The organism is Bacillus sp. OV166, from assembly GCF_900177675.1.
In the GTDB taxonomy this organism is placed as follows: Bacteria; Bacillota; Bacilli; order Bacillales; family Cytobacillaceae; genus Neobacillus.
Window position 1 is genome coordinate 3,531,900 of record NZ_FXWM01000001.1, and the last position, 24,075, is coordinate 3,555,974.

The 24,075-nt window shown below is 37.5% G+C and carries 18 protein-coding genes and 2 pseudogenes; 9 read left to right on the top strand and 11 right to left on the bottom strand.

Going from position 1 to position 24,075, the window contains the following annotated elements:
- The first annotated feature begins 64 nt into the window (after positions 1-64).
- Positions 65-1,180 carry a mechanosensitive ion channel family protein gene (locus CCK98_RS17160; RefSeq protein WP_256942391.1) on the top strand — a complete coding sequence of 372 codons (1,116 nt, stop codon included), beginning with the start codon at positions 65-67 and terminating at the stop codon, positions 1,178-1,180.
- Positions 1,181-1,300: 120 nt separating this feature from the next.
- Here CCK98_RS17160 and CCK98_RS17165 read toward each other — a convergent pair whose 3' ends face one another.
- Both CCK98_RS17165 and CCK98_RS17170 read right to left on the bottom strand, forming a co-directional pair.
- The gene (locus CCK98_RS17165; protein ID WP_088087672.1) at positions 1,301-1,780 is read right to left on the bottom strand and encodes a DUF3920 family protein; all 480 of its coding nucleotides are present in this window, start codon (positions 1,778-1,780) and stop codon (positions 1,301-1,303) included.
- A 658-nt stretch (positions 1,781-2,438) separates the two neighbouring features.
- The gene (locus CCK98_RS17170; protein WP_088087673.1) at positions 2,439-3,038 is read right to left on the bottom strand and encodes a hypothetical protein; all 600 of its coding nucleotides are present in this window, start codon (positions 3,036-3,038) and stop codon (positions 2,439-2,441) included.
- A gap of 219 nt (positions 3,039-3,257) precedes the next feature.
- Between CCK98_RS17170 and CCK98_RS17175 the strand changes: the two genes are divergently transcribed.
- Entirely contained in the window at positions 3,258-3,620 is a 363-nt protein-coding gene (locus tag CCK98_RS17175; RefSeq protein WP_142292172.1) for a hypothetical protein, read from the top strand.
- Between the two features lie 117 nt (positions 3,621-3,737).
- Here the strand turns inward: CCK98_RS17175 and CCK98_RS17180 are convergent, their stop codons facing one another.
- Positions 3,738-3,989 carry a DUF2533 family protein gene (locus tag CCK98_RS17180; RefSeq protein WP_088087674.1) on the bottom strand — a complete coding sequence of 84 codons (252 nt, stop codon included), beginning with the start codon at positions 3,987-3,989 and terminating at the stop codon, positions 3,738-3,740.
- Between the two features lie 273 nt (positions 3,990-4,262).
- Between CCK98_RS17180 and CCK98_RS17185 the strand changes: the two genes are divergently transcribed.
- The 6 genes and pseudogenes from CCK98_RS17185 to xerS all read left to right on the top strand — a co-directional run bounded on the left by CCK98_RS17185 (position 4,263) and on the right by xerS (position 11,198).
- On the top strand, positions 4,263-5,696 hold the full coding sequence (locus tag CCK98_RS17185; RefSeq protein WP_088087675.1) for an MDR family MFS transporter: 1,434 nt from the start codon (positions 4,263-4,265) through the stop codon (positions 5,694-5,696).
- Positions 5,697-6,061: 365 nt separating this feature from the next.
- Positions 6,062-6,846, top strand: a pseudogene (locus tag CCK98_RS17190) (ring-cleaving dioxygenase); the annotation flags it as partial.
- 445 nt (positions 6,847-7,291) lie between these two features.
- The gene (locus tag CCK98_RS17195) at positions 7,292-7,666 is read left to right on the top strand and encodes a MerR family transcriptional regulator (protein WP_088087676.1); all 375 of its coding nucleotides are present in this window, start codon (positions 7,292-7,294) and stop codon (positions 7,664-7,666) included.
- 214 nt (positions 7,667-7,880) lie between these two features.
- Entirely contained in the window at positions 7,881-9,005 is a 1,125-nt protein-coding gene (locus tag CCK98_RS17200) for an NADH-dependent flavin oxidoreductase (protein WP_088087677.1), read from the top strand.
- A 503-nt stretch (positions 9,006-9,508) separates the two neighbouring features.
- A complete protein-coding gene (locus CCK98_RS17205) occupies positions 9,509-9,928 on the top strand; it encodes an MATE family efflux transporter (RefSeq protein ID WP_256942392.1) in 420 nt (139 codons plus the stop codon).
- A gap of 181 nt (positions 9,929-10,109) precedes the next feature.
- Positions 10,110-11,198: a tyrosine recombinase XerS gene (xerS, locus tag CCK98_RS17210; RefSeq protein WP_088087678.1), complete on the top strand. Its 1,089-nt coding sequence runs from the start codon at positions 10,110-10,112 to the stop codon at positions 11,196-11,198.
- 197 nt (positions 11,199-11,395) lie between these two features.
- Here the strand turns inward: xerS and CCK98_RS17215 are convergent, their stop codons facing one another.
- The 8 genes and pseudogenes from CCK98_RS17215 to CCK98_RS17250 all read right to left on the bottom strand — a co-directional run bounded on the left by CCK98_RS17215 (position 11,396) and on the right by CCK98_RS17250 (position 23,109).
- Positions 11,396-13,294 (bottom strand): ABC transporter ATP-binding protein, encoded by a 1,899-nt coding sequence (locus CCK98_RS17215; protein ID WP_088087679.1) that lies wholly within the window; start codon positions 13,292-13,294, stop codon positions 11,396-11,398.
- On the bottom strand, positions 13,291-15,018 hold the full coding sequence (locus CCK98_RS17220; RefSeq protein ID WP_088090447.1) for an ABC transporter ATP-binding protein: 1,728 nt from the start codon (positions 15,016-15,018) through the stop codon (positions 13,291-13,293). The genes CCK98_RS17215 and CCK98_RS17220 overlap by 4 nt, the downstream gene beginning before the upstream one ends.
- A gap of 191 nt (positions 15,019-15,209) precedes the next feature.
- Entirely contained in the window at positions 15,210-15,968 is a 759-nt protein-coding gene (locus CCK98_RS17225; RefSeq protein ID WP_088087680.1) for a hypothetical protein, read from the bottom strand.
- Positions 15,969-16,064: 96 nt separating this feature from the next.
- Positions 16,065-18,503 carry a DNA topoisomerase IV subunit A gene (gene parC, locus CCK98_RS17230; RefSeq protein WP_088087681.1) on the bottom strand — a complete coding sequence of 813 codons (2,439 nt, stop codon included), beginning with the start codon at positions 18,501-18,503 and terminating at the stop codon, positions 16,065-16,067.
- Positions 18,500-20,478, bottom strand: a pseudogene (gene parE, locus CCK98_RS17235) (DNA topoisomerase IV subunit B). The gene parC and the pseudogene parE overlap by 4 nt, the downstream one beginning before the upstream one ends.
- 287 nt (positions 20,479-20,765) lie before the next feature.
- Entirely contained in the window at positions 20,766-21,182 is a 417-nt protein-coding gene (locus tag CCK98_RS17240) for a CoA-binding protein (RefSeq protein WP_088087682.1), read from the bottom strand.
- Positions 21,183-21,290: 108 nt separating this feature from the next.
- The gene (locus CCK98_RS17245; protein ID WP_088087683.1) at positions 21,291-22,223 is read right to left on the bottom strand and encodes a sensor histidine kinase; all 933 of its coding nucleotides are present in this window, start codon (positions 22,221-22,223) and stop codon (positions 21,291-21,293) included.
- 7 nt (positions 22,224-22,230) lie between these two features.
- Complete coding sequence (locus CCK98_RS17250) at positions 22,231-23,109, bottom strand: diguanylate cyclase domain-containing protein (protein WP_088087684.1); 879 nt, start codon at positions 23,107-23,109, stop codon at positions 22,231-22,233.
- 291 nt (positions 23,110-23,400) lie between these two features.
- Here CCK98_RS17250 and plsY point away from each other — a divergent pair, with 291 nt between their 5' ends.
- Complete coding sequence (gene plsY, locus CCK98_RS17255) at positions 23,401-24,000, top strand: glycerol-3-phosphate 1-O-acyltransferase PlsY (RefSeq protein ID WP_088087685.1); 600 nt, start codon at positions 23,401-23,403, stop codon at positions 23,998-24,000.
- The last annotated feature ends 75 nt before the right edge of the window (positions 24,001-24,075 follow it).

Sequence of the window (24,075 nt, forward strand, 5' to 3'; positions counted from 1 at the left end):
CATCGAGTTTTCTATCAATTGTGGTGCTAAAAAATTATCGTAAAAAGAGAGAAGGTATATTAGAATGTCTTTTGGTTCATTTGTCATGGCTGTTTCAATGGCGGGGATAGACTATGACATGTTAAAAAATTTAGGAATTTCTATAGGTATTTTGGTTTTATTTATTCTTTTTAGAAACTTATTTACAAAGTATGTGTTTCAGTTGATTTTAAAATTGTCTAGAAAAACACCGACTGATTTTTTTACCAAAATTTGTTTAGGGTTTGAACGTCCTTTAGGATGGTTCTTTATCATTGTAGGTTTGTATTTAGCAATGGATTATTTCCCTTTTATAGAACAACATAATGCGTTATTTTTAAAATTTTTACGTTCCATGGTGATTGTTTTAATTACATGGGGATTGTTTAATTTGTCATCTCCTACTACGGGGATCTTAATAAGTGTTAATCAAAAGATCAACAATAAGATTGATTTAATTCTTTTACCGTTTATTTCAAGAACGATCCGTGTCATCATAATTGCAATCAGTATAAGCATTATTGGCCAGGAATTTGATTATGACGTAAATGGGTTGGTTGCAGGCCTTGGGTTAGGGGGTCTGGCATTTGCTTTAGCTGCAAAAGAAGCGGTTGGAAATCTAATTGGTGGAATCGTGATTGTAACAGAAAAACCTTTTTCCATTGGAGATTGGATTTTAACACCTAGCGTGGAAGGTATAGTAGAAGATATTAATTTCAGAAGTACTAAAATTCGCACTTTTAGTCAAGCTCTAGTTACAGTTCCAAATGCGACACTTGCAAACGAGGCCATTACCAATTGGAGTCGTATGGGGAAAAGACGAATCTCTTTCCACTTAGGACTTAACTATCAAACCACCAAGGAAAAAATTCAAATAGTCGTTAAACGGATTGAACAGTTTTTGAGAATTCATGAAGAGATCCATCCGGATACGATTATGGTCGCATTCGATCATTATAATGAGAGTAGTCTCGATATTCTTATCTATTTTTTCACGAATTCTACTGTTTGGGCAGAACACGTTAAAATTAAACATGAAATCAATTTAGAAATCATGGGGATATTAGAGGAAGAGGGAGTGGAAGTTGCTTTTCCAAGCCGAACCATTTACGTCACTCCACAATCGAATGAATTATTACAAACAATGGGTTCTTTTGATTGAAATTAGTTTAGTTGTTCCAAAGCAAAACAAAGTTTTTGAGTTTTGCCAACTCGAAACAAAAAAATATAACCAGAAAAGGATTCATCTCCCTGAGTGGAATGGTTCCTTTTTTTGAACTGATTATAAGTCAACTTTTTTATATGATTCAGATGCTAAATATTCATTTGTTTTTTCTTTTGCAAATTGAAAGGCATCAATTTCAGTCGTTCGTTCTAGATAAGGTAATTTTTTATCACATTCAAAATGATGTCTAAAATCAGGATTGAAGTCTTGCATAACATGACGAAATTCATGAAAAAGAGTCTCAATTAATGGGATATATTCACTGAAGCGAAAAATAAAGATAATCTTTAATTCTCTCCAATAAATACCTGATGCGAATCGTAAATATTCATCTTCTTCATCCCCTAAGTCACAAATAATTTTATTCGCTTGACGAATAGAACAAAAAATAACTGGAATATTAAAATTTGAGTCTAAGTATTTAAAAATAGTATTGTATAATGTTTTGATGTCCCAATAAAATTCATCATCCAGCACGTACCAATTTTTATATTGGTGAAAAATAATGCGTTTTTGTAGAACTTGACTTAAAGACATGCATAAAAACCTCCAATACATTTTTATCAATTATTCTTATATTAAAAACATTTTTCCTGATAGTAGACTAAAAACCACAATAGGCTTCAATCTATTGTGGTTTTTAAGATTTTTCGTAAACTTTAGTCTCATCATTTACAAAATTTATATAATTTAAACGCAATGCTAAATGAAATAAAATCCTCCTAAATTTTCTTACACTTTTTGCACATTAGTATTTTTAATGAGGTTGAATTGACAAATTCTAATGTTGAAGCGATCCCAATGTTCCGAAGGAACAGTAAATATGTCGAACTAGGTTGGAGAGATTTATGCCCGGAATACTATATTTATACTATTTAATAAAAAACTTTATACCTCTGATATATAGTTTTTTTAATGTGAGCAGGCTAGCTGAACAAGGTAAATGTTCATAAAGGTACAAAATTTAATAAAGTATTCTTAAATTTAAAGTAATATAATGGAATTAATGGTATTCACTAGAGGGTCAAAAATTAGCGGGTTATCGTTTAACAACATTGAATTAGAACATATATCGGAGTTAATGGGATTTAAGCAGGAATAGGGAAACCTAGCCTGCTTTTTCTAATTAAAATATTGAGGCTCCTTCTTGAACTAAAAGGTGCAAGACTTATACCCAAATGTTTCTAATTTAAATTCATTTGTTTTTTGAATAATTTCGTAAAAACTTTTCCATCGAGGATAAGAGATTTGTTAGATCAGCATCTTTAACAGCTGTTTTATGCAAGGGTCCCTTTTTGCTACTTTTGGTCTTATTTTTTTTATTTCGACCTGACTTTTGTTTTTTGGATTCAGCCTTTTCACCTTTTACTCCATGACTAATATTTTTAATGTGGAACTTGGAAAGACGAACGCATTCCTCATTATGGATCAAAGAAACAAAATTTTTACTTACATCACTGATTACACCCTCTAACCTCTCAGGACCGCCACGATTAATTTGTACCCATTTTAATTTCAATGAGTCAAGCAGGTCTTGGAAATTATCCGCCTTATTAAATTTCAAATCTTTAGGAACTTCAATGTTGAATTCCATTTCACCCTTTATTTTATCTGTAAAACTTTTAATATGTTTAGTGTTGTAGTATAAGATTCCGTCTTCTTTTGTCAGAAGGCAGAGATGATCTTCACTTGCATCTAGTAACTTCCCAATTCTGGATTCTGGTCCGCCTCGATCAACCCTGATTACTTTTCCTATGAAATATTTATTGATGTCATTATTCATGTCTTCACTCATAAAAAATTCCCCCCCCATAAATTTTATAAATATATTTACACTGTATTTATATGTATCACGGGATGATACTGTCCTAATAAAACAGCCTGTTTATTCATAACCTAAGAGAAAAATAGACAAGGTTTTAAAGAATGTTACTTCCATCCAGACCGCTTGATCGATTTAATCAATTATACAAAACAACAATGTCCTACTTTTATATTGGGGCAGCTTTCTTAGTTGAAGAAGAAGGTGGCAAAAACATATAAGCCTGAATTTAAGGTAGAAGCAATTAAAGAAAATTCAAATGGTAAAGGACCTGCCCAAATTTTTATTGAACATGGATTTGACTTAGAAATGATTGGGTCTGATAAACCTAGTGAATGTTTAAAACGCTGGAGGAAAAGATTTGAGCAGTTTGGGGAGGATGGTTTCTTCACAGAAAGGCGTGGAAAAGCAAGCACTGGTAGACCCTCTTCAAAGCCTCTTTCAGTTGAGGATAACTTAAAGAAAGCTGAAGCACGAATTAAATTCCTAGAAACGGAGCTTGAATTCTTAAAAAAGCTAGACGAACTAGAAAGGATATCAATGGAGCCTAAATAAAATGACTCCGGCACAATACCGGAGTCACTTATTAGCAGCTTAAAATATTCGGTCTTTTTTTAGACTGTCCATTTTATGGGTCACAGTTCAACGATGCTGTCCGTTCTTTATTTATTATTAGTTTTTTTTCACGAATTCCTGGATCATTTCACCCGTAACGTTTTGCCTCGATGGAATAAAGCGCAGGTTTATTTTATTAATACTATTGGTGACTGCATTGATTTTATCGGTTGAAAAAGGTTTACCTTGCTTACATAACTCAATCGCTTCTTCGATATATTGTTCGCGTTGTTGATCGAGCGCTAAGAATTTTTGATAGGTTTCATGTTGATTTGCCGCATGTTTAATTAAATCTTTATGTACACTCATGATTTCACTCCTTAAATAATTAACTTATACAATCATACCATAATTGATAATTTTTATCAGTTCAATAAGATTTTATGTTGAAGCTTCAGGAGAAATGTATGGTAAAATATTAGACTCACATTCTAAAGTCAGCATCGATTACGTTGGGGTAAACAAACCCGAAGACGGAGGGAGATAAATTAGTTTTATTAAGGATATGTTAATGTTAAAATCTAAAATAATCTTTATAAAGAATTAGGTGTACATTTTTAGTAGGGGGAAGTGGAGTCGAAAATGAAACAATACAATACGCGAGCCATTATGGCGTCGCTGCTTATCTGCGGTTTCGTTGGCATGTTCAGCGAGACGGCGCTCAACATAGCGATTAGTAATTTAATGGATGTATTCCAAATTTCAGCTGCAACCGCACAGTGGTTGACAACAGGGTTCTTACTTACACTCGGCATTCTGATGCCGATGACTGGGTTACTGCTACAATGGTTTACGACAAGGCAATTGTTTACTGGTTCTCTTACGAGCTTGATTGTCGGCACTTTAATTGCGGCGCTCGCATTCAATTTCGAAATTCTTATGGTCGCTCGTGTTTTACAGGCGGTCGGAATGGGCCTGTTGATTCCGCTCATGTTCAATACGATCCTCGTCGTGTATCCACCTGAGAAACGTGGGGCGGCGATGGGGTTTGTCGGACTTGTCATTATGTTCGCACCGGCGACCGGCCCGACAGTAGCTGGTCTCCTAATTGAATACTTAACATGGCATTATATATTTTGGCTATCACTGCCTTTTTTGGTGATAGGACTTTTGGTAGGGTTGAAGTATTTGGAAAACGTCACAGAGGTGACGAAACCTCGCATTGATCTATTGTCAGTTGTATTATCAACGATCGGCTTCGGTGGCGTTGTCTTCGGCTTCAGCAAGGCAGGAGAAGGCACCGAAGGCTGGACCAGCCCGGTCGTGGTCACTTCAATCATCATCGGGCTAGTCGCACTCGTGTTGTTCACGCGACGGCAGACAGTTATGCGCGAACCTATGATGGACTTGCGCGTCTTCAAGTACCCGATGTACAACGTGGGGCTGCTTTTGGTACTGTCATCGATGATGATTATCTTGTCTAGCATGATTATTCTGCCAATGTTTCTTCAGAATGGTATGAGCCTGTCACCGTTTGCCGCTGGACTTATGCTGTTGCCGGGCAGCGCGTTGAACGGCATCCTGTCGCCGCGCATGGGGAGTTTGTTCGATAAATATGGGCCGAAGTGGCTAGTTATTCCCGGTCTCATCGTCGTCGCGATATCGATATGGTTTCTTTCCGACATATCAGCTGCATCTTCGATTGCTTTTATCGTCTCGTTGCATATCGGATTAATGGTCGGTATCTCAATGGTCTGGATGCCGGCGCAGACTAACGGGCTGAACGAGCTGCCACCGGAGCTTTACCCACATGGTACGGCAGTCATGAACACGCTTCAGCAGGTCGCAGGAGCAATTGGAACAGCGATTGCCATTATCATCCTTACAAGCGGTATGGATAAATATTTGCACAACTCCCCAACGCCAACGAAACAGTCTGAGATGGCTAACGCGATGACGTTCGGCTCACAGAACGTGTTCTTGTTCACGTTGACCGTTACGCTAATCGGTCTGGCTATGGCGTTCTTCATCCGACGCGTTGTCGTCAAACATGCGTCGATGAATTCGATCCATTAATGTTCGAAAAGGGAGCCTAGGGGCTCCCTTTTCAGTTAACGGGGGACACAACATTTTTTCACTAATTAAAGTTTTACTAGAATGGTCCGTTGTTGTTTCATTGTTTTCTACCGTTAAGAACTTAAGGTTTCCTTAAGGTTATCCAAATAAAATGGGAACCAGTTAAGGTTAATGCTTCATGGATGGCTAACAGGGCGGGTTAGCAATAAGCCTAGTCGAATTATTTTGTTAAATTCATCATCTGTTTTACTTTTAGAATACATGCTCCTTAATGGGTAATATTTATCTCTTGAAATGCCAATCATATTTGAATTTTTTTGGATGGGTTGCAATTTTAATATTATTGACAATATGACCTTCTTTGATTTCCCGGCATTCCTAAAGGCGTACATGGGACAAACGAGATTTCAAAGACATCGTTCCGTGTACCGAGTGATGAATCTTTAGACTACTGGGTAAAACGTTTTGATCGTTTAGAAGTCAAACATACTGGAATCAAAGAGCAATTTGGCAAGAAAACCCTCTCTTTCGCTGATTTTGATGATCAGCAATATCAATTGATTTCAGATGAATTCAATATAGGGGTGGAATCTGGCACACCATGGCAAAAAGGTCCAATTCCACTGGAATATGCAATTACTGGTTTAGGACCTGTTTTTATCCGTATTGCGAACTTTGATTACTTTAAAGAAATGATGGAAAAAGTTCTATTATTTAAAGAGACAGATAAAGAAGGATCATTCCATTTATTTGAAGTGGGGGAAGGCGGAAATGGTGCCTCGGTCATTGTAGAATATAATGCCGTTCTTCCTGAATCTCAACAAGGTTTTGGGACGGTTCACCATGCGGCATTCCGTGTAGAAGATCGCTCTGTTTTAGAAGAATGGATTGAACGAATGAATAGTTTTGGTTTTCATACATCCGGTTATGTAAATCGTCACTTTTTTGAATCATTATACGCAAGATTGGCACCGCAAATTTTATTTGAGTTTGCTACAGATGGTCCTGGTTTTATGGGAGACGAACCTTATGAAACACTTGGGGAAAATTATCTTTACCCCCATTCTTAGAGCCTAAACGTACAGAAATAGAAAAATTAGTTCGCCCAATTGATACAGTGAGAAGTACAAAGGAATTCATAAAAGAATAAAAAAGAAAAATATTAAACAAACAGATACTTACGAAGTTCTTGACTACTTCTGAGGAAATGAATTAGTGTAATTGCTCTTAGTATAAGTGAAAAGTATTAGAGAAAGGCTAGGTATCACATTTCCTAGCCTTTTTTATCGTTTCTGATACAAAACTGTATAGTTGGTTATATTTATACACAGTTATCAAGCTGAACTTATTGTATTAACGGGTCAGTTTAGAATAAGGAATGGGATAACTTTAAAAAAGGAAAATTCGTAGTGTTGGCGAGTTTTCTTTTTTTATTGCCTGACGAACATATTAATCTAAAAAATGTTAGTGCGTCAAAGAGAGACAAAAAATAATCCCTTGACTTAGAGTACGCTCTAAGTATTACTCTTACTTTGTGTCACAAATTAAAAATGAAGGAAGATATAGACATATCAGATTTAATGGAGGCGGTTAAATTGACATATTCTATTGGAGAATTTTCTAAAATCGTTGGGTTAAGCGAACATACATTGAGGTTTTATGAAAAGGAAGGATTAATAAAAGTAAACAGAGACGATAACAATGTCAGGATCTACTCGGATGAAAATAAATTGTGGATTGAATCTTTGCTCCACCTAAAAAATACGGGGATGTCACTAAAAGACATGAGGAAATTTGCCATGTGGGGTCATCTCGGAGATGAAACAATGGAAGAACGGTTGGCTTTACTTAAAAATCATCGAAAAAAAGTAGTGGAAGAATTTGAGAAGCTTCGTCAAAGTTTAGAGCATCTGGATAATAAAATTAATTTTTATGAAAATGAATTAGGAGACTGTTTCTCTACAAATTAGCAGCCAAATGGTTTTCACATTTGCCTCCTTTTTGATTAATCCGTACAGACAACTTTCGAAATCATGTTTTTTCGGAAAAAATATTCATTTAAAAGCACTTGCTTTAGAGTGAACTCTAAGGATTAATCTATTCATGCACCATATGATACACCTTAATAAAATAGTGCAAAACTAATTAGAACATATAAACTAACATACTGAAAGAGGTTAGAAAATGAACACAAAATATAGTAACTTATTTGAATCATTGACATTTAAAAATGGAATCACCATTAAAAATAGAGTTGTTATGACACCAATGACTACTTGGTCCAGCAATGATGATTACACTGTTTCAGATCAAGAAGTGAACTATTATAAAAAAAGAGTCCATGGAGTAGGACTTGTTATTACTGGCTGTACTCATGTGCAACCCAACGGTATAGGTTTTACACACGAATTCGCAGCTTATGACGATAAATTTATTCCAAGTCTACGGAAATTGGCGGAAGCGGCGAAAAGTGGAGGAGCTCCTGCGTTACTTCAAATTTTCCATGCAGGCAACAAAGCACTGCCATCTTTAACTCCAAATAGTGATGTGGTTAGTTCCAGTGCTGTAGAGACTGAAGCTACTGCATTTGCTCCTTCTGTATTACCTAGAGAACTATCAAATGATGAAATACTGGAAGTGATACATACGTTTGGAGAAACAACCAGACGAGCTATTGAAGCTGGTTTTGATGGTGTTGAAGTTCATGGTGCACACGGATTTTTACTTCAAAACTTCTTCTCTCCTTTCTTCAATAGACGTGAGGATGAATGGGGTGGCTCTCTAGAAAATCGCTTGCGTTTCCCATTGGCAGTCATTCAGGAAATCGAGAAAGTGATTAAGAACCATGCAACAAAGCCGTTTATTTTCGGATACAGAATATCACCTGAAGAACAAGGCGGTTATGGGATGGAAGATGCCTATGAATTAATTGACCGTCTGGTTGAACAGGATTTGGATTACATCCATGTATCGCTTGATGATGTATCTTCAAGACCACGAGGCATTGAAGATGGAAAAACACGGCTTGAATTAATTCTTGAACAAGTAAACGGCAGAGTTCCTGTAATGGCTGCAGGTTCTATGATAACTGCAGATGATATTGCATCAGCATTAGATAAGGGTCTATCCCTAGCAGCAGTTGGTCATACGTTAATCATGAATCCTGACTGGGTAGAAAAGGTTCAAAATGGAAAAGAAACTGAAATTAAGACAGCAATTAATACTTCACAAGTGAGCGGTCTTGAGCTTCCAGAAAAACTTTGGGGGATAATTCAAGCTTCAGGTCCATGGTTTAAGATCGAAGATTAAAATCGAAAAGAATAGTTACTGTTTTTGGGGCTGCTTATTTGGTATCTAAGACCATTAATACAATTAAAATGAAGATTGAATTCTAAGCTTGTGAAGCTTTGTAATTAATCAAACGGCGGCTTTACTACACAATAAGGAATGAAATTAATAAGCCTAAAATATGCAAGTTTTATACAATACTTGCTCATTTTAGGCTTTTTCCCATTTAAACACACTGCTATAAACAGCATTTTTATTCGTCAAAACACGACTCATGGAATTGTCTACGAAAAGAAGGAGCTCCCTTACTTGCTAACATGGTTGAAAATTTCTTAAAGATAATGAACAATTTTAATTGATTTGTTCATTAGTAAACATATTGCGTTGAATTAACAATTGTAAGCATCCTATATCTGTTTATAATTATTTACAGTTGTTCATTAATGAATCAATATTTAATTTTAAAACAACTAGCGTTAAGAAGATTTGCAATAAAATGAAGCAGTAAAATCGGGGGGATTAAATTGCAACAGAAGTCTTTAGCGTTGCCATCCATAAAGTTATTTACCAATAGGGATTTATTCATATTATTTGTGCCGCTTATCATAGAGCAGGGTTTAGAATATTTGGTGGGATTGGCAGATTCTATTATGGTAGCCCATGTAGGTGAATCTGCAGTATCTGGAGTTTCTCTTGTAGACTTTGTTATGGCTTTACTCATTAGTTTGTTTGCAGCACTTGCAACAGGTGGGGCAGTAATTGCGGGACAATACTTGGGCAGGAAACAGCTGGAAGAATCAAGGGAAGCAGCTAATCAATTGGTATGGTTTGCTGGTGCTGTTTCTATTATCATCATGCTTATTATCTATCTAATCAAACCACTATTTATAAAAAGTCCCTTATTGGGGTTTTTCTGTGTCCATTTCACAAAAACCCGTTTATAATCAAACTCAATAATGTGAGCGGAGGACATATAATGGTAGGCACATTTGTGTCGCTGTACAGTAGCTGAACAAATAAGGATGGACCATTAAAAGGCAATTGAACTATATTTATATTATTACGTAAAATATAAATTTGACGTAATAAACTCAATTATGTAAAATATAGAAGTGAGGTGATTTTATGGTAAATCAGGATAAATTAACAAATTATAAAAAATTGCAAACCATACTTAACGAATTACCGTGGTATGTTGATGAATACATAAACCACAAACTCAGAAAACTTTCGACGGCTTCTTTATATAATTACTGTCATGATTATAAAATCTTCTTCAACTGGATGATAAGCGAGCAATTAGTGTCTGGCAACGTCAAAGATATTCCTTTGGAACGTCTGGAGCAAATGACAGTTTTAGAGGTTGAAAGTTTTTTAAACTATCTCCATTATCAATTAAATAATAAAGAACTCACCGTAAATCGGAAATTATCTGCATTAAAATCACTATTTAATTACATGCAAAACATTGCTGAAACACCAGATTTAAAACCATACATTAATCGTAATGTCATGGCGAAAATTGAATTTAATGAAGTAAAAGACAGCATGGAAACAAAAGCAAATAAAATGGAAGGTAAAATCCTTCTTGGCGATGAATATGAGAAGTTTCGCCTCTTTGTTGCTAAGGATTATGGCGAAATGAACAAAGATAACAAAAAAATCTCTAACTTTTATCAATTAAATAAGGAGCGTGATACAGCGATTGTGTCATTAATCTTAGGATCCGGTCTTCGTCTTTCGGAGTTAGTTGGAATTGAATTAGACGATATCGATTTTAGTAAGTATTGTGTACGAGTCATTCGAAAAGGTAATAAAGAACAATTTGTTTTTTTTAGCCAAGTGGCAATGGCTGACCTGAAAGAATATCTGTCGATTCGTACTGCTAAGTACCAGGTTGATAAGGCCAATACGGCGTTGTTTATTTCTGCACCTATAGGACCAAAAGGAAAATCACGAAGATTAACGGGAAGATCCGTTGAAAAATTAATTGAAAAATATGCCACCGCATTTGGTAAACCAGCATTATCTGTACATAAGCTGCGGCATTCGTTTGCGACCAGATACCATGCTGAAATCAATGATGTACCAAAATTAAGACGTCAATTAGGTCATTCATCGATCCAAACCACAATGATTTACACTCATATTAAAAATGATGATTTAAAAATTGCTGTTGATAAAATGGATATGCCAAAAGAACAACTGGATTAATAATGACTGTCTGTAAAAAGGCAGTTAATTTTTTTATTTTATCAGTTTACATAATATTATTATGTAACAAAAAATGAAAAAATCTCAATTTCAAAGTATACTTAAGAAAATGAGACGGAATAAATTTTTTAATATTTTTCACCTTGCAAAATTAAAAATGCGTTTAGAAAGCTCATATGCTCTCCAAACGCATTTTTTTATCCTACATTTTTCATCGAATTGCTTCCAGTAAACTGACTATTATACAAATCTGCATAAAAGCCGCCTTTTTCAAGTAATTCGATGTGATTTCCTTTTTCAATCACACTGCCGTTATTCATCACAAGGATTAAATCTGCATCACGAATCGTCGACAATCTGTGTGCTATAACAAAGCTTGTGCGCCCTTTCATTAAATGGTTCATCGCCTTTTGAATTTGTACCTCTGTGCGAGTATCTACACTACTTGTTGCTTCATCGAGTATTAGAATTGCTGGATTCGCGAGTATCGCTCTGGCAATGGTTAACAATTGCTTTTGGCCCTGAGAAATATTGGATGCTTCCTCGTTCAATATCGTATCATAACCGTCTGGAAGAGTTCGGATAAAATGGTCCGCATTGGCTGCTCGAGCCGCTGCCACCACTTCCTCTTTTGTTGCCCCTTCCCTTCCGTATGCAATATTATCAAAAATCGTACTGTTAAATAGCCAGGTATCCTGAAGCACCATACCGAATAAACTCCTTAAGTGCTCCCTTTTTAAATCTATCGTGTCAATGCCATCAATCAAAATTCGCCCGGAATTAATCTCGTAGAAACGCATTAACAAATTAATAAGTGTTGTCTTCCCTGCCCCTGTTGGTCCGACAATTGCAACCGTCTGGCCAGATTTCACATCAATTTGCATGTCTTCGATTAAGATTTCATTTTCCTCGTAGCCAAAAGTAACATGTTCAAATGTTACTTCACCCCTCGGAGTAGAAATCACTTTTGCAGCAACCGCTTCAGGGACCTCTTCAGTTTCATCCAATATTTCAAACACACGTTCGGCACTTGCGATAGTTGATTGAATCACGTTGGCTATCGATGCTGTTTGTGCAATTGGTTGAGAAAATTGCCGCGCATATTGGATAAAGGCCTGAATATCACCAATTTCAATCGCTTTTTTAGTGACTAAGATTCCACCAACGACTGATACAAGGACATAGCCAATATTATTGATGAATGACATAAGCGGCATAATCATTCCAGAAACAAACTGTGCCTTCCAGGCTGATTGGTAGAGTGTTTCATTAATTCCTTCAAATTTGTCAATCGATTTCTGCTCATGGCCAAATACTTTGACTACCTTATGGCCTGTATACATTTCTTCTACATGACCATTTAGCTCGCCTAGTGATTTTTGCTGGCCTTTAAAATACAGTTGTGATTTTTTGGCGATTTTTGCAATCGCTATACCGCTTAGTGGCAGTGTCACAATCACGATCAATGTCATCAAAGGACTGATTGATAGCATCATGATGATTACTCCAATAATTGTAACTACTGAGGTAATCAACTGGGTTAAGCTTTGCTGTAAGGTTGTGCTGATATTATCGACATCATTGACCGCACGGCTGAGAATTTCCCCATGGGTACGTGAATCAAAGTATTTTAACGGCAGCCTGTTAAGCTTTTCTTCCACTTCTTTACGGAGATTATAAACGGTCTTTTGTGCGACACCAGCCATGATATATTGTTGTAAATAGGCAAAAATCGCACTCAATATATAAAGACCTATTAGTAAAATAATAATTTGACCGATATACTCAAAATCTATTTTAGCCCCTGGAACTCCTCTGAGCTTCATCATCAAGCCTTCAAATAATTTTGTGGTTGCTTTCCCCATGATTTTAGGACTGACAATAGCAAAAATCGTACTGATAATGGCAGTTATTAATACTGAAAGAAGCTGTAATTTATAAGGCTTCAAATAGCTGATTAATCTGTTTAGCGTTCCCTTAAAATTCTTTGCTTTTTGGACAGGCATGCCCATACCCATCGGGCCAAATCCACCGCCGGGGCCAGGACCAGGTTTGCGCGGCCCAGACTCTTGTTCTGGTTTTTGATGCTTGCTCATGCGATTTCCTCCTCTGACAGCTGCGACATCACAATCTCTCGATAAACCGCACTCGACTCCATCAAATCTTTATGCGTGCCGATTCCGGTTATCTCTCCATTATCTAGGACAATAATCTGGTCTGCGTCGATAATTGTACTCACTCGTTGTGCTACGATTAATACCGTTGAATTGCCAGTTTCCCCTTTTAGTGCAGCGCGCAGCTTGGCATCTGTTTTAAAGTCCAATGCGGAAAAGCTGTCATCAAATATATAAATCTCAGGCTTCCGAACGAGGGCTCGAGCGATGGATAACCGCTGTTTCTGTCCGCCAGAAACATTTGTTCCCCCTTGGGAGATTACCGCATCAAAACCTTCTGGCATGTTTGAAATGAATTCTTTCGCCTGTGCAATTTCGGCAGCATGATCAACCTCTTCTTTCGATGCATTTTCTTTCCCATAACGAATGTTCTCTGCGATTGTGCCTGTAAATAGCACTGATTGCTGTGGGACAAACCCAATCTTTTCTCTAAGCTGTTCTTGGGTCATATCTCTTACATCAATTCCATCGACAAGAACCTTACCACTATCGACATCATAAAAACGAGGAATTAAGTTAATCAGTGTCGATTTTCCAGAGCCTGTTCCCCCAATAATAGCTGTTATTTCACCAGGCTTCATCGAGAAAGAAATATTTGAAATTGCAGGCATTTCTGCTCCAGGATAACTGAAGGTAACATCCTGAAATTCTACGTGCCCTTTAGTGCCTTCTCCTGATAACGTCGAAGATGGATCCTTAATATCGGCTACCGTCTCCAGCACTTCGTTGACTCGGACAGCAGATACCGATGCCCTTGGTATCATCACAAACATCATTGATAGCATGATGAAAGAGAACATAATTTGCATGGCATATTGGATAAATGCCATCATATCACCGACCTGCATATGCCCATTGCTAATCCTCAGTCCGCCAAACCAGACAATGGCTACCGTGGAGAGGTTTAGAACAATCATCATAATCGGCATCATTGCAGCCATGATTTTATTTACTTTTATAGCTGTTTGCGTTAAATCCCAATTGGCTTCATCAAAACGCTTCTTCTCATGCTCGACTCGATTAAATGAGCGAATAACACGAATACCAGTTAAGTTTTCTCGTAAAACGCGATTGAGATTATCCAATTTTACCTGCATTGCTTTAAATAGTGGAATTCCTTTTCTTGCGATTATGACGATCGCCAGTACGAGAATTGGCAAAGCGACAGCAAGAACTAACGTTAGCTTGGTATCCTTTGAATAGGCCATAATGATGCCGCCAATACACATCATCGGTGCCATCGCCATCATTCGTAACATCATTACTAATACTTGCTGGATTTGAGTAATATCGTTGGTAGTTCTTGTAATCAATGAAGCAGTTCCAAGTTTATCAAACTCGTGCAGTGAAAAGTTTCCTACGTGGGAGAAAATTTTGCTCCGCAAGAGCTTTCCAAACCCTGATGCTGCTTTTGCTGAGTAGAAACTCGCAGCAATGGAACAAATCATCCCTCCTGCCGCGACGAGCAGCATGAAACCACCAATTTTCCATATGTAGTTGGTATCACCAGTCACGACACCCTTGTCAACAATGTCAGCCATTAACGTTGGCAAATAAAGTTCTGACAATGACTGTAAAAGCACTAGGCCTAACACCAAATAGATGGGTAATTGAAATGGTTTTAGAAATCTGGTTAATTTGATCAACATCTCTCAACTCCATTTTAATAATTGATAAGTAACTTTATCCTATTTTTATGAACTAAATATGAACAAATATATTTATTTAGTTTATTAAGAAGATCATTTGGCTTGTTAAGCAAACATAAGTATATTCCCGACTGGAAATTCCGTCAAATTTTTGCAAAAAAAAACACAGGGAATCCTGTGTTTAGCGATCAATTATTTATTTCTTTATTAACCACCGTGCCGATGAGCTTCCAATGCCCTTTTTCAAACGACCAAGTAGATTTAACCAATGCAATAAGATCCGCATTTGCGATTCCTGTTACCTTCTGCTCCCCAAGTAATCCCACTTTATTGCCCTCTAATTGTATCGGTTGGAGACTGCTATAAGGGTTAACGGTTAGTTCTGTAGGCTCATTTAATTTTCCTTTATAATAAAGACCGAGCTTTTTATAATACTTTTGACGGTCCTTTAAATCAAACCGATAGGATTTTCCTGTTTTAGCAAGTTTGATTTCAGCTTTAAACCCATTTAAAAAATGGCTATCCATTTCAATTGGCTCAGGTAAGGCTAAATTCGTATGGACAAAATCCTTCATAGAATAAGAGTAGTTATGAACAATTCGCTTATTTTCTCCTGTTAACACACTTGCAAACACATCCTTCACCCCATCATGGTTTAAGTCCACTAGCAGGAGTGACGCCTTAGCACCACTTTCCAAAGGGAAGGAAAAGGTCTTTCCATTGGAGGCGGCAATTTCAATATAGATTTTCTCTAAAAATGTATCTTCTTTCTGATAAGGAACACCCTTTAAAAGGATTTGTTCCTCCTTTTCGTCTCCTGTAATATCTGCTTGCTCTTTTGTTATGGTGACCGTTTTTGTAGTTTCTTCAATTGCATAAACCCCAGTAATCGCAGTAAGTGACATGAGAAAAAACGAAGCAATCACCAGAAGCATCTCTTTTTTCATCCATGAACCCTCCCAACTCTGTTATTAGTTAGTATGTCCAGTTTTGGAAAAAAGATGAAAAAGGGACTCTCTAATTTTAAGAGAGTCCACAAAAAATTATTCATTTGGTTTTTCAGGTGCTGCTACTTTCCAAACAGTGGTTATCTTGCCGTTATCATCCTCATCAAGTATAAACGAGCCATTCGAATAACGGTCACTGAAGTGAATATCTACTGTATGAAGTGTTTCGATATGTCCTTTTTCCGTTTGGAGATAAATAACATCCAGCTCATTAGCAATAACAAATCCGGTGATTCGGTGTGGGTTTGATTTAAGCTCTCTTAAAATGACAACCCCGCGCTTGGCTCGAGTTGCTTTTTCAAACTCTTTCATTTTCATTCTCTTCACAGCTCCACGCTGCGTCGCAATAACGATCGTTTCGTTACTATCTGGATGAATGATTTTTCCGCCAATGACAAAATCGTCATCCTTTAAATTCATCCCTTTAACTCCTGCAGCACGTGCACCTACAATACTGATTTCTTCTTCATGAAACCATAAGGAGTAACCTAAGTGGGTGATTAAGAATAATTCTTTCGTTCCATCTGTTAAATGAATATCAGTAACTTGATCATCATCCTTAAGATTGATGCCAACAAGCGGTTTGGAATATCGCTGTGCTTTATATTGTTTAAGCTCTGTTTTCTTAACCATGCCATTTTTCGTGACAAAGACAAGGAATAGATTTGCCTCAAAGTCTTTCACCGGAATCGCTTGGATAATCTCTTCATCACGTTCAATTGGAATAATATTCGCGACATGCTGTCCAAGGTCTTTCCACCTTATATCCGGAAGCTCATGAACAGGGCAGAATAAATAATTTCCTTTATTCGTGAAGAGGAGAAGGACATCCTTTGTATTCATTTCAAGCTGAGCTAACAAACGGTCTGAATCTTTCATCGCTAAATCCTGGCCATTGGAAGCTGCATATGAACGTGGGCTCGTCCGTTTTACATACCCTTGTTTTGTGATCGTTACAATCACGTCTTCGCTAGGGACGGTTACTTCAAGATTGATTTTCAATTCTTCGATTTCAGCTTCAATCTTAGAACGACGCGCATCTGCAAAACGTTTCTTCACATCTTTTAATTCTTTTTTAATGACAGAGAAAAGAGTTTTCTCACTTGCTAAAATACTAGTAAGCTCGTCAATTTTCTTCGCTAATTCTTCCGCTTCCTGCCTCAGTGCAGTGATATCGGTGTTTGTTAAGCGATAAAGCTGTAAGGAAACGATCGCTTCAGCTTGCATCTCTGTGAAACCATACTTTGCCATCAAATTATCTTTTGCATCGCGTTTATCCTTGGATGCACGGATGGTGGCAATTACTTCATCAAGGATGGATAAAGCTTTCATTAATCCTTCAACGATATGCTGACGCTCTTTCGCTTTATTAAGGTCATATTGCGACCTTCTTGTAACAACTTCTTTTTGGTGCTCGATATAGGCATCCAGCATGTCTCTTAGTCCCATTAATTTTGGACGCTTTTTATAGATGGCAACCATATTAAAATTGTAGGTTACTTGAAGATCACTATTTTTATATAAATAGTTCAAGACACCTTCTGCATCGGCATCTTTCTTTAAATCAATGACTATTCTTAAGCCTGTTCGGTCCGTTTCATCGCGGATTTCTGAAATTCCTTCTACTTTTCGATCGAGACGGAATTCATCCATTTTTTTAACAAGATTGGCTTTATTAACTTCATAGGGTATTTCGGTAATGACAATTTGCTGCTTACCGCCGCGTACCTCTTCTATTTCTGCTTTGCTCCGGACGATAATTTTCCCTTTACCAGTTTCATAGGCTTTTCTAATCCCATCAATCCCTTGAATGATACCGCCTGTAGGGAAATCTGGCCCTTTAATGATGGTCATCAGTTCGTCAACAGATACATCCGGTTGATCCATTCTCTTGATTACCCCGTCAATGATTTCTCCAAGGTGATGCGGGGGAATATCCGTTGCATAACCTGCTGAAATTCCTGTCGAACCATTGACAAGAAGGTTCGGGAACATCGCTGGCAAGACCGTTGGTTCTTTCGATGTATCATCAAAGTTTGGAATAAATTCAACGGTATTTTTTTCGATGTCGCGCATTAATTCAGCAGCAATCGCTGAAAGCCTTGCTTCAGTATAACGCATTGCTGCCGGCGGATCACCATCAACGCTACCGTTGTTTCCGTGCATTTGAACGAGAACGTTTCGAACCTTCCAGTCCTGACTCATCCGCACCATTGCCTCATAAACAGAGGTATCACCGTGTGGGTGGTAGTTACCGATGACATTACCAACGGTTTTTGCTGATTTTCGAAAGCCTTTATCGTACGTATTTCCTTCCACATGCATCGCATAAAGAATTCTTCGCTGTACAGGCTTTAGGCCGTCACGGGCATCCGGAAGGGCACGTTCTTGAATGATGTACTTACTATATCTGCCAAAACGATCACCAATTACATCTTCTAGAGGCAAGTCACGGAATTTTTCATTTGTACTCATCCTTCAGAACCCTCCTCGGAGACCGTAATATTTTCATTTTCTAAAATGGTGTCATCTTCTTCTAAACCAAATGCTACATTACTTTCGATCCACTTACGGCGCGGTTCAACCTTGTCGCCCATAAGGGTTGTAACGCGGCGTTCTGCTCGTGCAACATCATCGATTTTTACACGAATCAAAGTCCGTGTTTCTGGATCCATTGTTGTATCCCATAGCTGGTCGGCATTCATTTCACCCAGTCCTTTATAACGCTGAATAATATAGCCTCTGCCAACTTTTTTCAGGGCACCCTGGAGCTCATCATCACTCCAAGCATATTCGATAATTTCCTTTTTGCCTGTCCCTTTACTCACTTTATAAAGCGGCGGGAGGGCAATAAACACTTTGCCTGCTTCTAGCAGCGGCTTCATATATCGATAAAAGAAGGTAAGTAATAAGACCTGAATATGTGCTCCATCAGTATCAGCATCCGTCATAATGACAATTTTATCATAGTTGATATCTTCTACATTAAAATCCGTACCGACCCCACCGCCAATTGCATGGATGATCGTATTGATTTCTTCATTTTTAAAAATGTCAGAGAGTTTTGCTTTTTCCGTATTAATTACTTTACCTCTAAGTGGAAGTACGGCTTGAAAGCGGCGGTCACGCCCTTGTTTTGCGGAACCTCCCGCGGAATCACCCTCCACCAGGTATAGTTCATTTCTTTGCGGATTACGTGATTGTGCAGGTGTTAGTTTACCAGACAAAACGGCATCCGAACGTTTCCGTTTTTTACCGCTCCTTGCATCCTCACGCGCTTTTCTAGCAGCTTCTCGAGCTTGATAGGCTTTAATCGATTTTTTGATAAGAAGGGAGCTAATATCAGGGTTCTCTTCAAGAAAGTAGGAGAGATGTTCAGAAACAACAGCATCGACTGCTGACCTAGCCTCACTAGTTCCTAATTTCCCCTTTGTTTGTCCTTCGAACTGAAGTAGTTCTTCCGGGATTCGAACGGAGATTATTGCCGATAAACCTTCGCGGATATCTGCACCATCAAGGTTTTTGTCTTTATCTTTTAAGAATGAAACCTTGCGGGCATAATCGTTAAATACCCTTGTCATTGCTGTTTTTGCCCCTGCTTCATGGGTACCGCCATCTCTAGTGCGGACATTATTGACAAAGGAGAGGACATTTTCGGAATAGCCATCATTAAATTGAAACGCAAAATCCACTTCTATTCCATGCTGAGATCCTTCTAAGCTGATAACCGGATGAAGGACATCCTTTTCTTCGTTTAAATAAGCAACGAAGGCTTCAATCCCATTCTCATAATGAAAGACTTCATGGAAATCATTACGATCATCGATAATATCGATTTTCAATCCTTTTAGCAAGAAGGCTGACTCTCGTAACCTCTCACATAATGTTTCGAAATTGTAAGTAGTCGTAGAAAAAATGGTCGGATCTGGCTTAAAATGAATCGTTGTTCCCGTTTGATTGGTTTTGCCGATTTTCTCGAGAGTGGTTGCTGGCTTTCCGCCATTTTCAAAGCGCTGTTCATATACGAAACCGTCCCTTTTAATCGTGACAGTTAACCATTCAGATAATGCATTAACTACCGATGCACCAACACCATGCAAACCGCCGCTTGTTTTATATCCGCCTTGGCCGAACTTTCCGCCGGCATGAAGCACTGTTAATATAACCTCTGGTGTCGGTTTCCCCATTTTGTGCATACCCGTAGGCATGCCGCGCCCGCGGTCATTAACACTAATTGAATTATCTTTGTGTATTTTACAATGATTTGATCACCAAATCCTCCAAGAGCTTCATCGACAGAATTGTCGACAATCTCATAAACGAGGTGATGAAGACCGCGTGAATCGGTGCTGCCAATGTACATTCCTGGACGCTTTCGAACCGCCTCTAGACCTTCTAGTACCTGTATGGCATCATCATTATAATCAAAAGCTTGCTGATTCCTTGCCACTAAAATACCCCTTTCATTCCCTACAAAAAGAAGTATCCTTCTAATTGCTTCATGAACTAATTGATTAGTCATCTTTTTATTATCTTTTTATATTTAAAATAGAACCAATGTTTGCCGCTTCTTATTTTATCATAAATCTTGCGGCGTCTATGCTATATTGTAGCGATTTATTTTAATTTGGCAAATACGAAATTTGAAACAACATATTTTTATAATATTATTATCTAGCGTTTTTTGGGGGATTGAAAGAAAAAAACTGCTAATAATTAGCAGTTTTTTGGTAAACATTATGCTTTTGTTAATGCATGTTCGACTTTGATGCAGCGGTTCATAATAACGGTATAGCCCTTGTTTTTTAAAAACTCATACGCCTCATCATTTTCTAGTCCAAGCTGCGCCCAATATACATCGGCATCGATCTCATCAAATTCTTTGGCTACATCGAACAATTGTTCTGACCTGCGGAAAACATTAACAATGTCTACATGTCCTTCAATATCTTTCAGAGAGGCAACTGCCTTGACACCAAGAACCTGATCGACAGTAGGATTCACTGGAATAATGTCATAACCCGCTTTTTGCATAGCAGCAGAAACTTGATAGGATGTTCGTTCAGGATTATCACTCAAACCAACAACAGCGATTCTTTTTGCCTCTTTTAAAATTATCCCAATTTCATTACGACTTGGATTTTCAATGCTCATATGTCTCACTCCCTTTTCTCTTTATTTTACCTATATTTTCAAAAAATACATAATAAAAAGTTCTTAACAGAAAAAACCCATGGTAGAAGAGGCTGCATAAAATATTCTTTAACTGGATAAAAGTTTCGGTTTGACCGCGACTGCTACCTTTGGAATGGTAAGGCAGAATCGAGCTCCATCACCAGTATTTTCTGCTAAGACACTTCCGTCCATGTTTTCCAATATTTTCTTGGCCATATAAAGTCCTAAACCGGTGCCATGATGTCTTGTAGTAAAATAAGGTTCGAAGATTTTCTCAAGCAGTGAGGGTTCAATTCCACCAGCATTATCGATAAATTCAGCCGATATTTCTTTATCCGTTTCATCTATTTTGATTAGTATTTTTCGATTATTTATTGTGTTATGAACAAATGCATCCCTAGTATTTGTGAAAAGGTTAAGGACAACTTGACTATATTCATTCGGATATCCATATGCCATATTCCGACCTCTGTATTCAAATTCAACCAGTATTTCATGGTTTATTAAACTTGATGAAAAAATAGAAAGAGCATCTTCAATGGAATCCCCCACGGAGAATGGGACTTTTTCCTTGTTCGGTTTATAAAATTTGCGAAAATCATTAATCGTCCTCGACATATGCTTAATTTGGAGCAAGCCTTCTCGATTAAAACGGTCAATATATTGATCATCAATTTCTCCGAACTCTCGTGCTTCTCTTACATCCTGGATTAATAGTGATAAACTATTTAACGGTTGACGCCATTGATGTCCAATACTTGCAATCATTTCCCCCATTGCAGCAAGTCTTGATTGCTGGATTAGGACATAATCCTTTTCACGGTTTTTTGCTACTTCTTCCTGAATTCTTTGTTCTAAATCTTGTTTCACAGTCTCTACAGAATCATATATTTTTGCTAAGTCCTGATAGCTCTTTTCACTTTCCTTTAGCTTTTTCAACAACTCACGGCGCTTATAAAAAGATTGGAAAATGACATAAATGAAGGTTCCACTAACAAAGGATAGGATAAAATACCACATTATCACTCTAACCACCCTCAAAACATTCTTGGCTGTAAAGTGTTACACAGTTTCGTCCTTTATTTTTAGACTGAGTAAGTGCTTGATTTGCCTCAGAAATTAAATTATTTTTCGTTTTGCCTTTAGAAAACTCGGCGATCCCAAAGCTGCATGTTATCTTTTCAATATTATTAAATTTAAAGTCTTCGATAATGGAACGGATAGATTCGGCTAACTCCTGTGCTCCATTACTATCCGTAGCAGTAGTTAGCAGGATAAACTCTTCGCCACCCCAACGGGCAAAAATATCTGATTCTCTAATCCGTTGCTGAACAATGGTAGAGATCGTATGAAGGATTGTATCCCCAGCCTGTGGTCCAAAGCGTTCATTCACATGATTAAAGAAATCAATATCCATCGAAATAATCGAAAAAGGCTGGCCTAATCGTTCGGCACGTCTAATTTCCATTTCCAAGATATCATCAATTGGCTCTTTCTCTAGTTTGATTTTATAGACTGATTTTTGAATCGCGTGCAAAAGCTGACCTAAGTCAATCGGTTTGAAGATAAAATGATTAATTTTATTTGCATCGCACTGGATAAAGAAATCATTTTCATCATAAGCACTTGTTGCAATCACCTGGACTTGTTCGTTCAAGGCTCGTATCTTATTAATCAGTTCTAACCCGCTCATTTGGTTCATTTTAATATCACAAATAATTAAATCCGGTTGGTAACGCTGGTAAAGCTGAAATCCTTCCACATCGTCAATTGCAGCATATACATTGGCAAAACGACGCTTTAGAACTCGCACTAGTTTTTCCCTAGAAAACTTTTCCTCTTCGACATATAAGACTTTAACATCTTGGTATTGATCATTTAGGTATTGCTGAAGATTTGTTGCCATTGGTTTTTCACCTCTCTTATAATTTCAGGATGATTGGATATGTGAAAACCGACCAATTCACTTGTATCGTCGGCCGGTTTTATATGTTTTATATGATTTTATCTAAATTATATTGTCTCTATACTTTGCTTTCAATGGATTAACATAGGGTTTGAAAATTCTCCATTTTTTCGTAATAAAATTGACTCTAATTGTACTTACTTTGGACAGAAAAGGAAAAGCGTGGTGTTTTTTCTATAATACATGGTAAAATAGAAGGACTGGATCTTTTTGTTGAAGGAGAATTTGTTAATGGTTCAAATTATTTTAGTTTTGGTTCTTGCGTATTTACTAGGTTCAATCCCCTCTGGTTTAATTATCGGAAAAGTATTTTATAAAACAGATATTCGCCAGCATGGGAGCGGAAATTTAGGCGGAACAAATACGTTTCGGACACTCGGTGTTAAGGCGGGAATGGCGGTGACACTTGCTGATATACTGAAAGGGACATTAGCAGCATCCCTGCCCTATCTTTTTCATGTCGATGTGAATCCACTACTGGCTGGAGTATTGGCTGTTATCGGTCATACCTATCCTATTTTTGCCGGGTTTCGTGGCGGAAAAGCCGTTGCTACTTCAGGTGGTGTCGTATTGTTCTATGCACCCTATATGTTTATCACGGTCCTAGTTATCTTTTTTATCAGTTTATACATATCAAAATATGTTTCCTTATCCTCGATGATCGCAGGAATTACAGCTGTTTTGTTTGCCATTGTTACTGGTATTATTCGTGATTGGGACATCCCTTTGCTCATCGTAGTATTTCTGCTAGCTTCGTTTGTAATATATCGGCACCGAGCCAATATTAAAAGAATTATTAATAAAACGGAACCAAAGATTAAATGGTTATAATGAAAAGGAACCGATACCGGTTCCTTTTTGTTTTTTAAATAGTTTTAAAATTATACAAGAGTATAATATAGTATA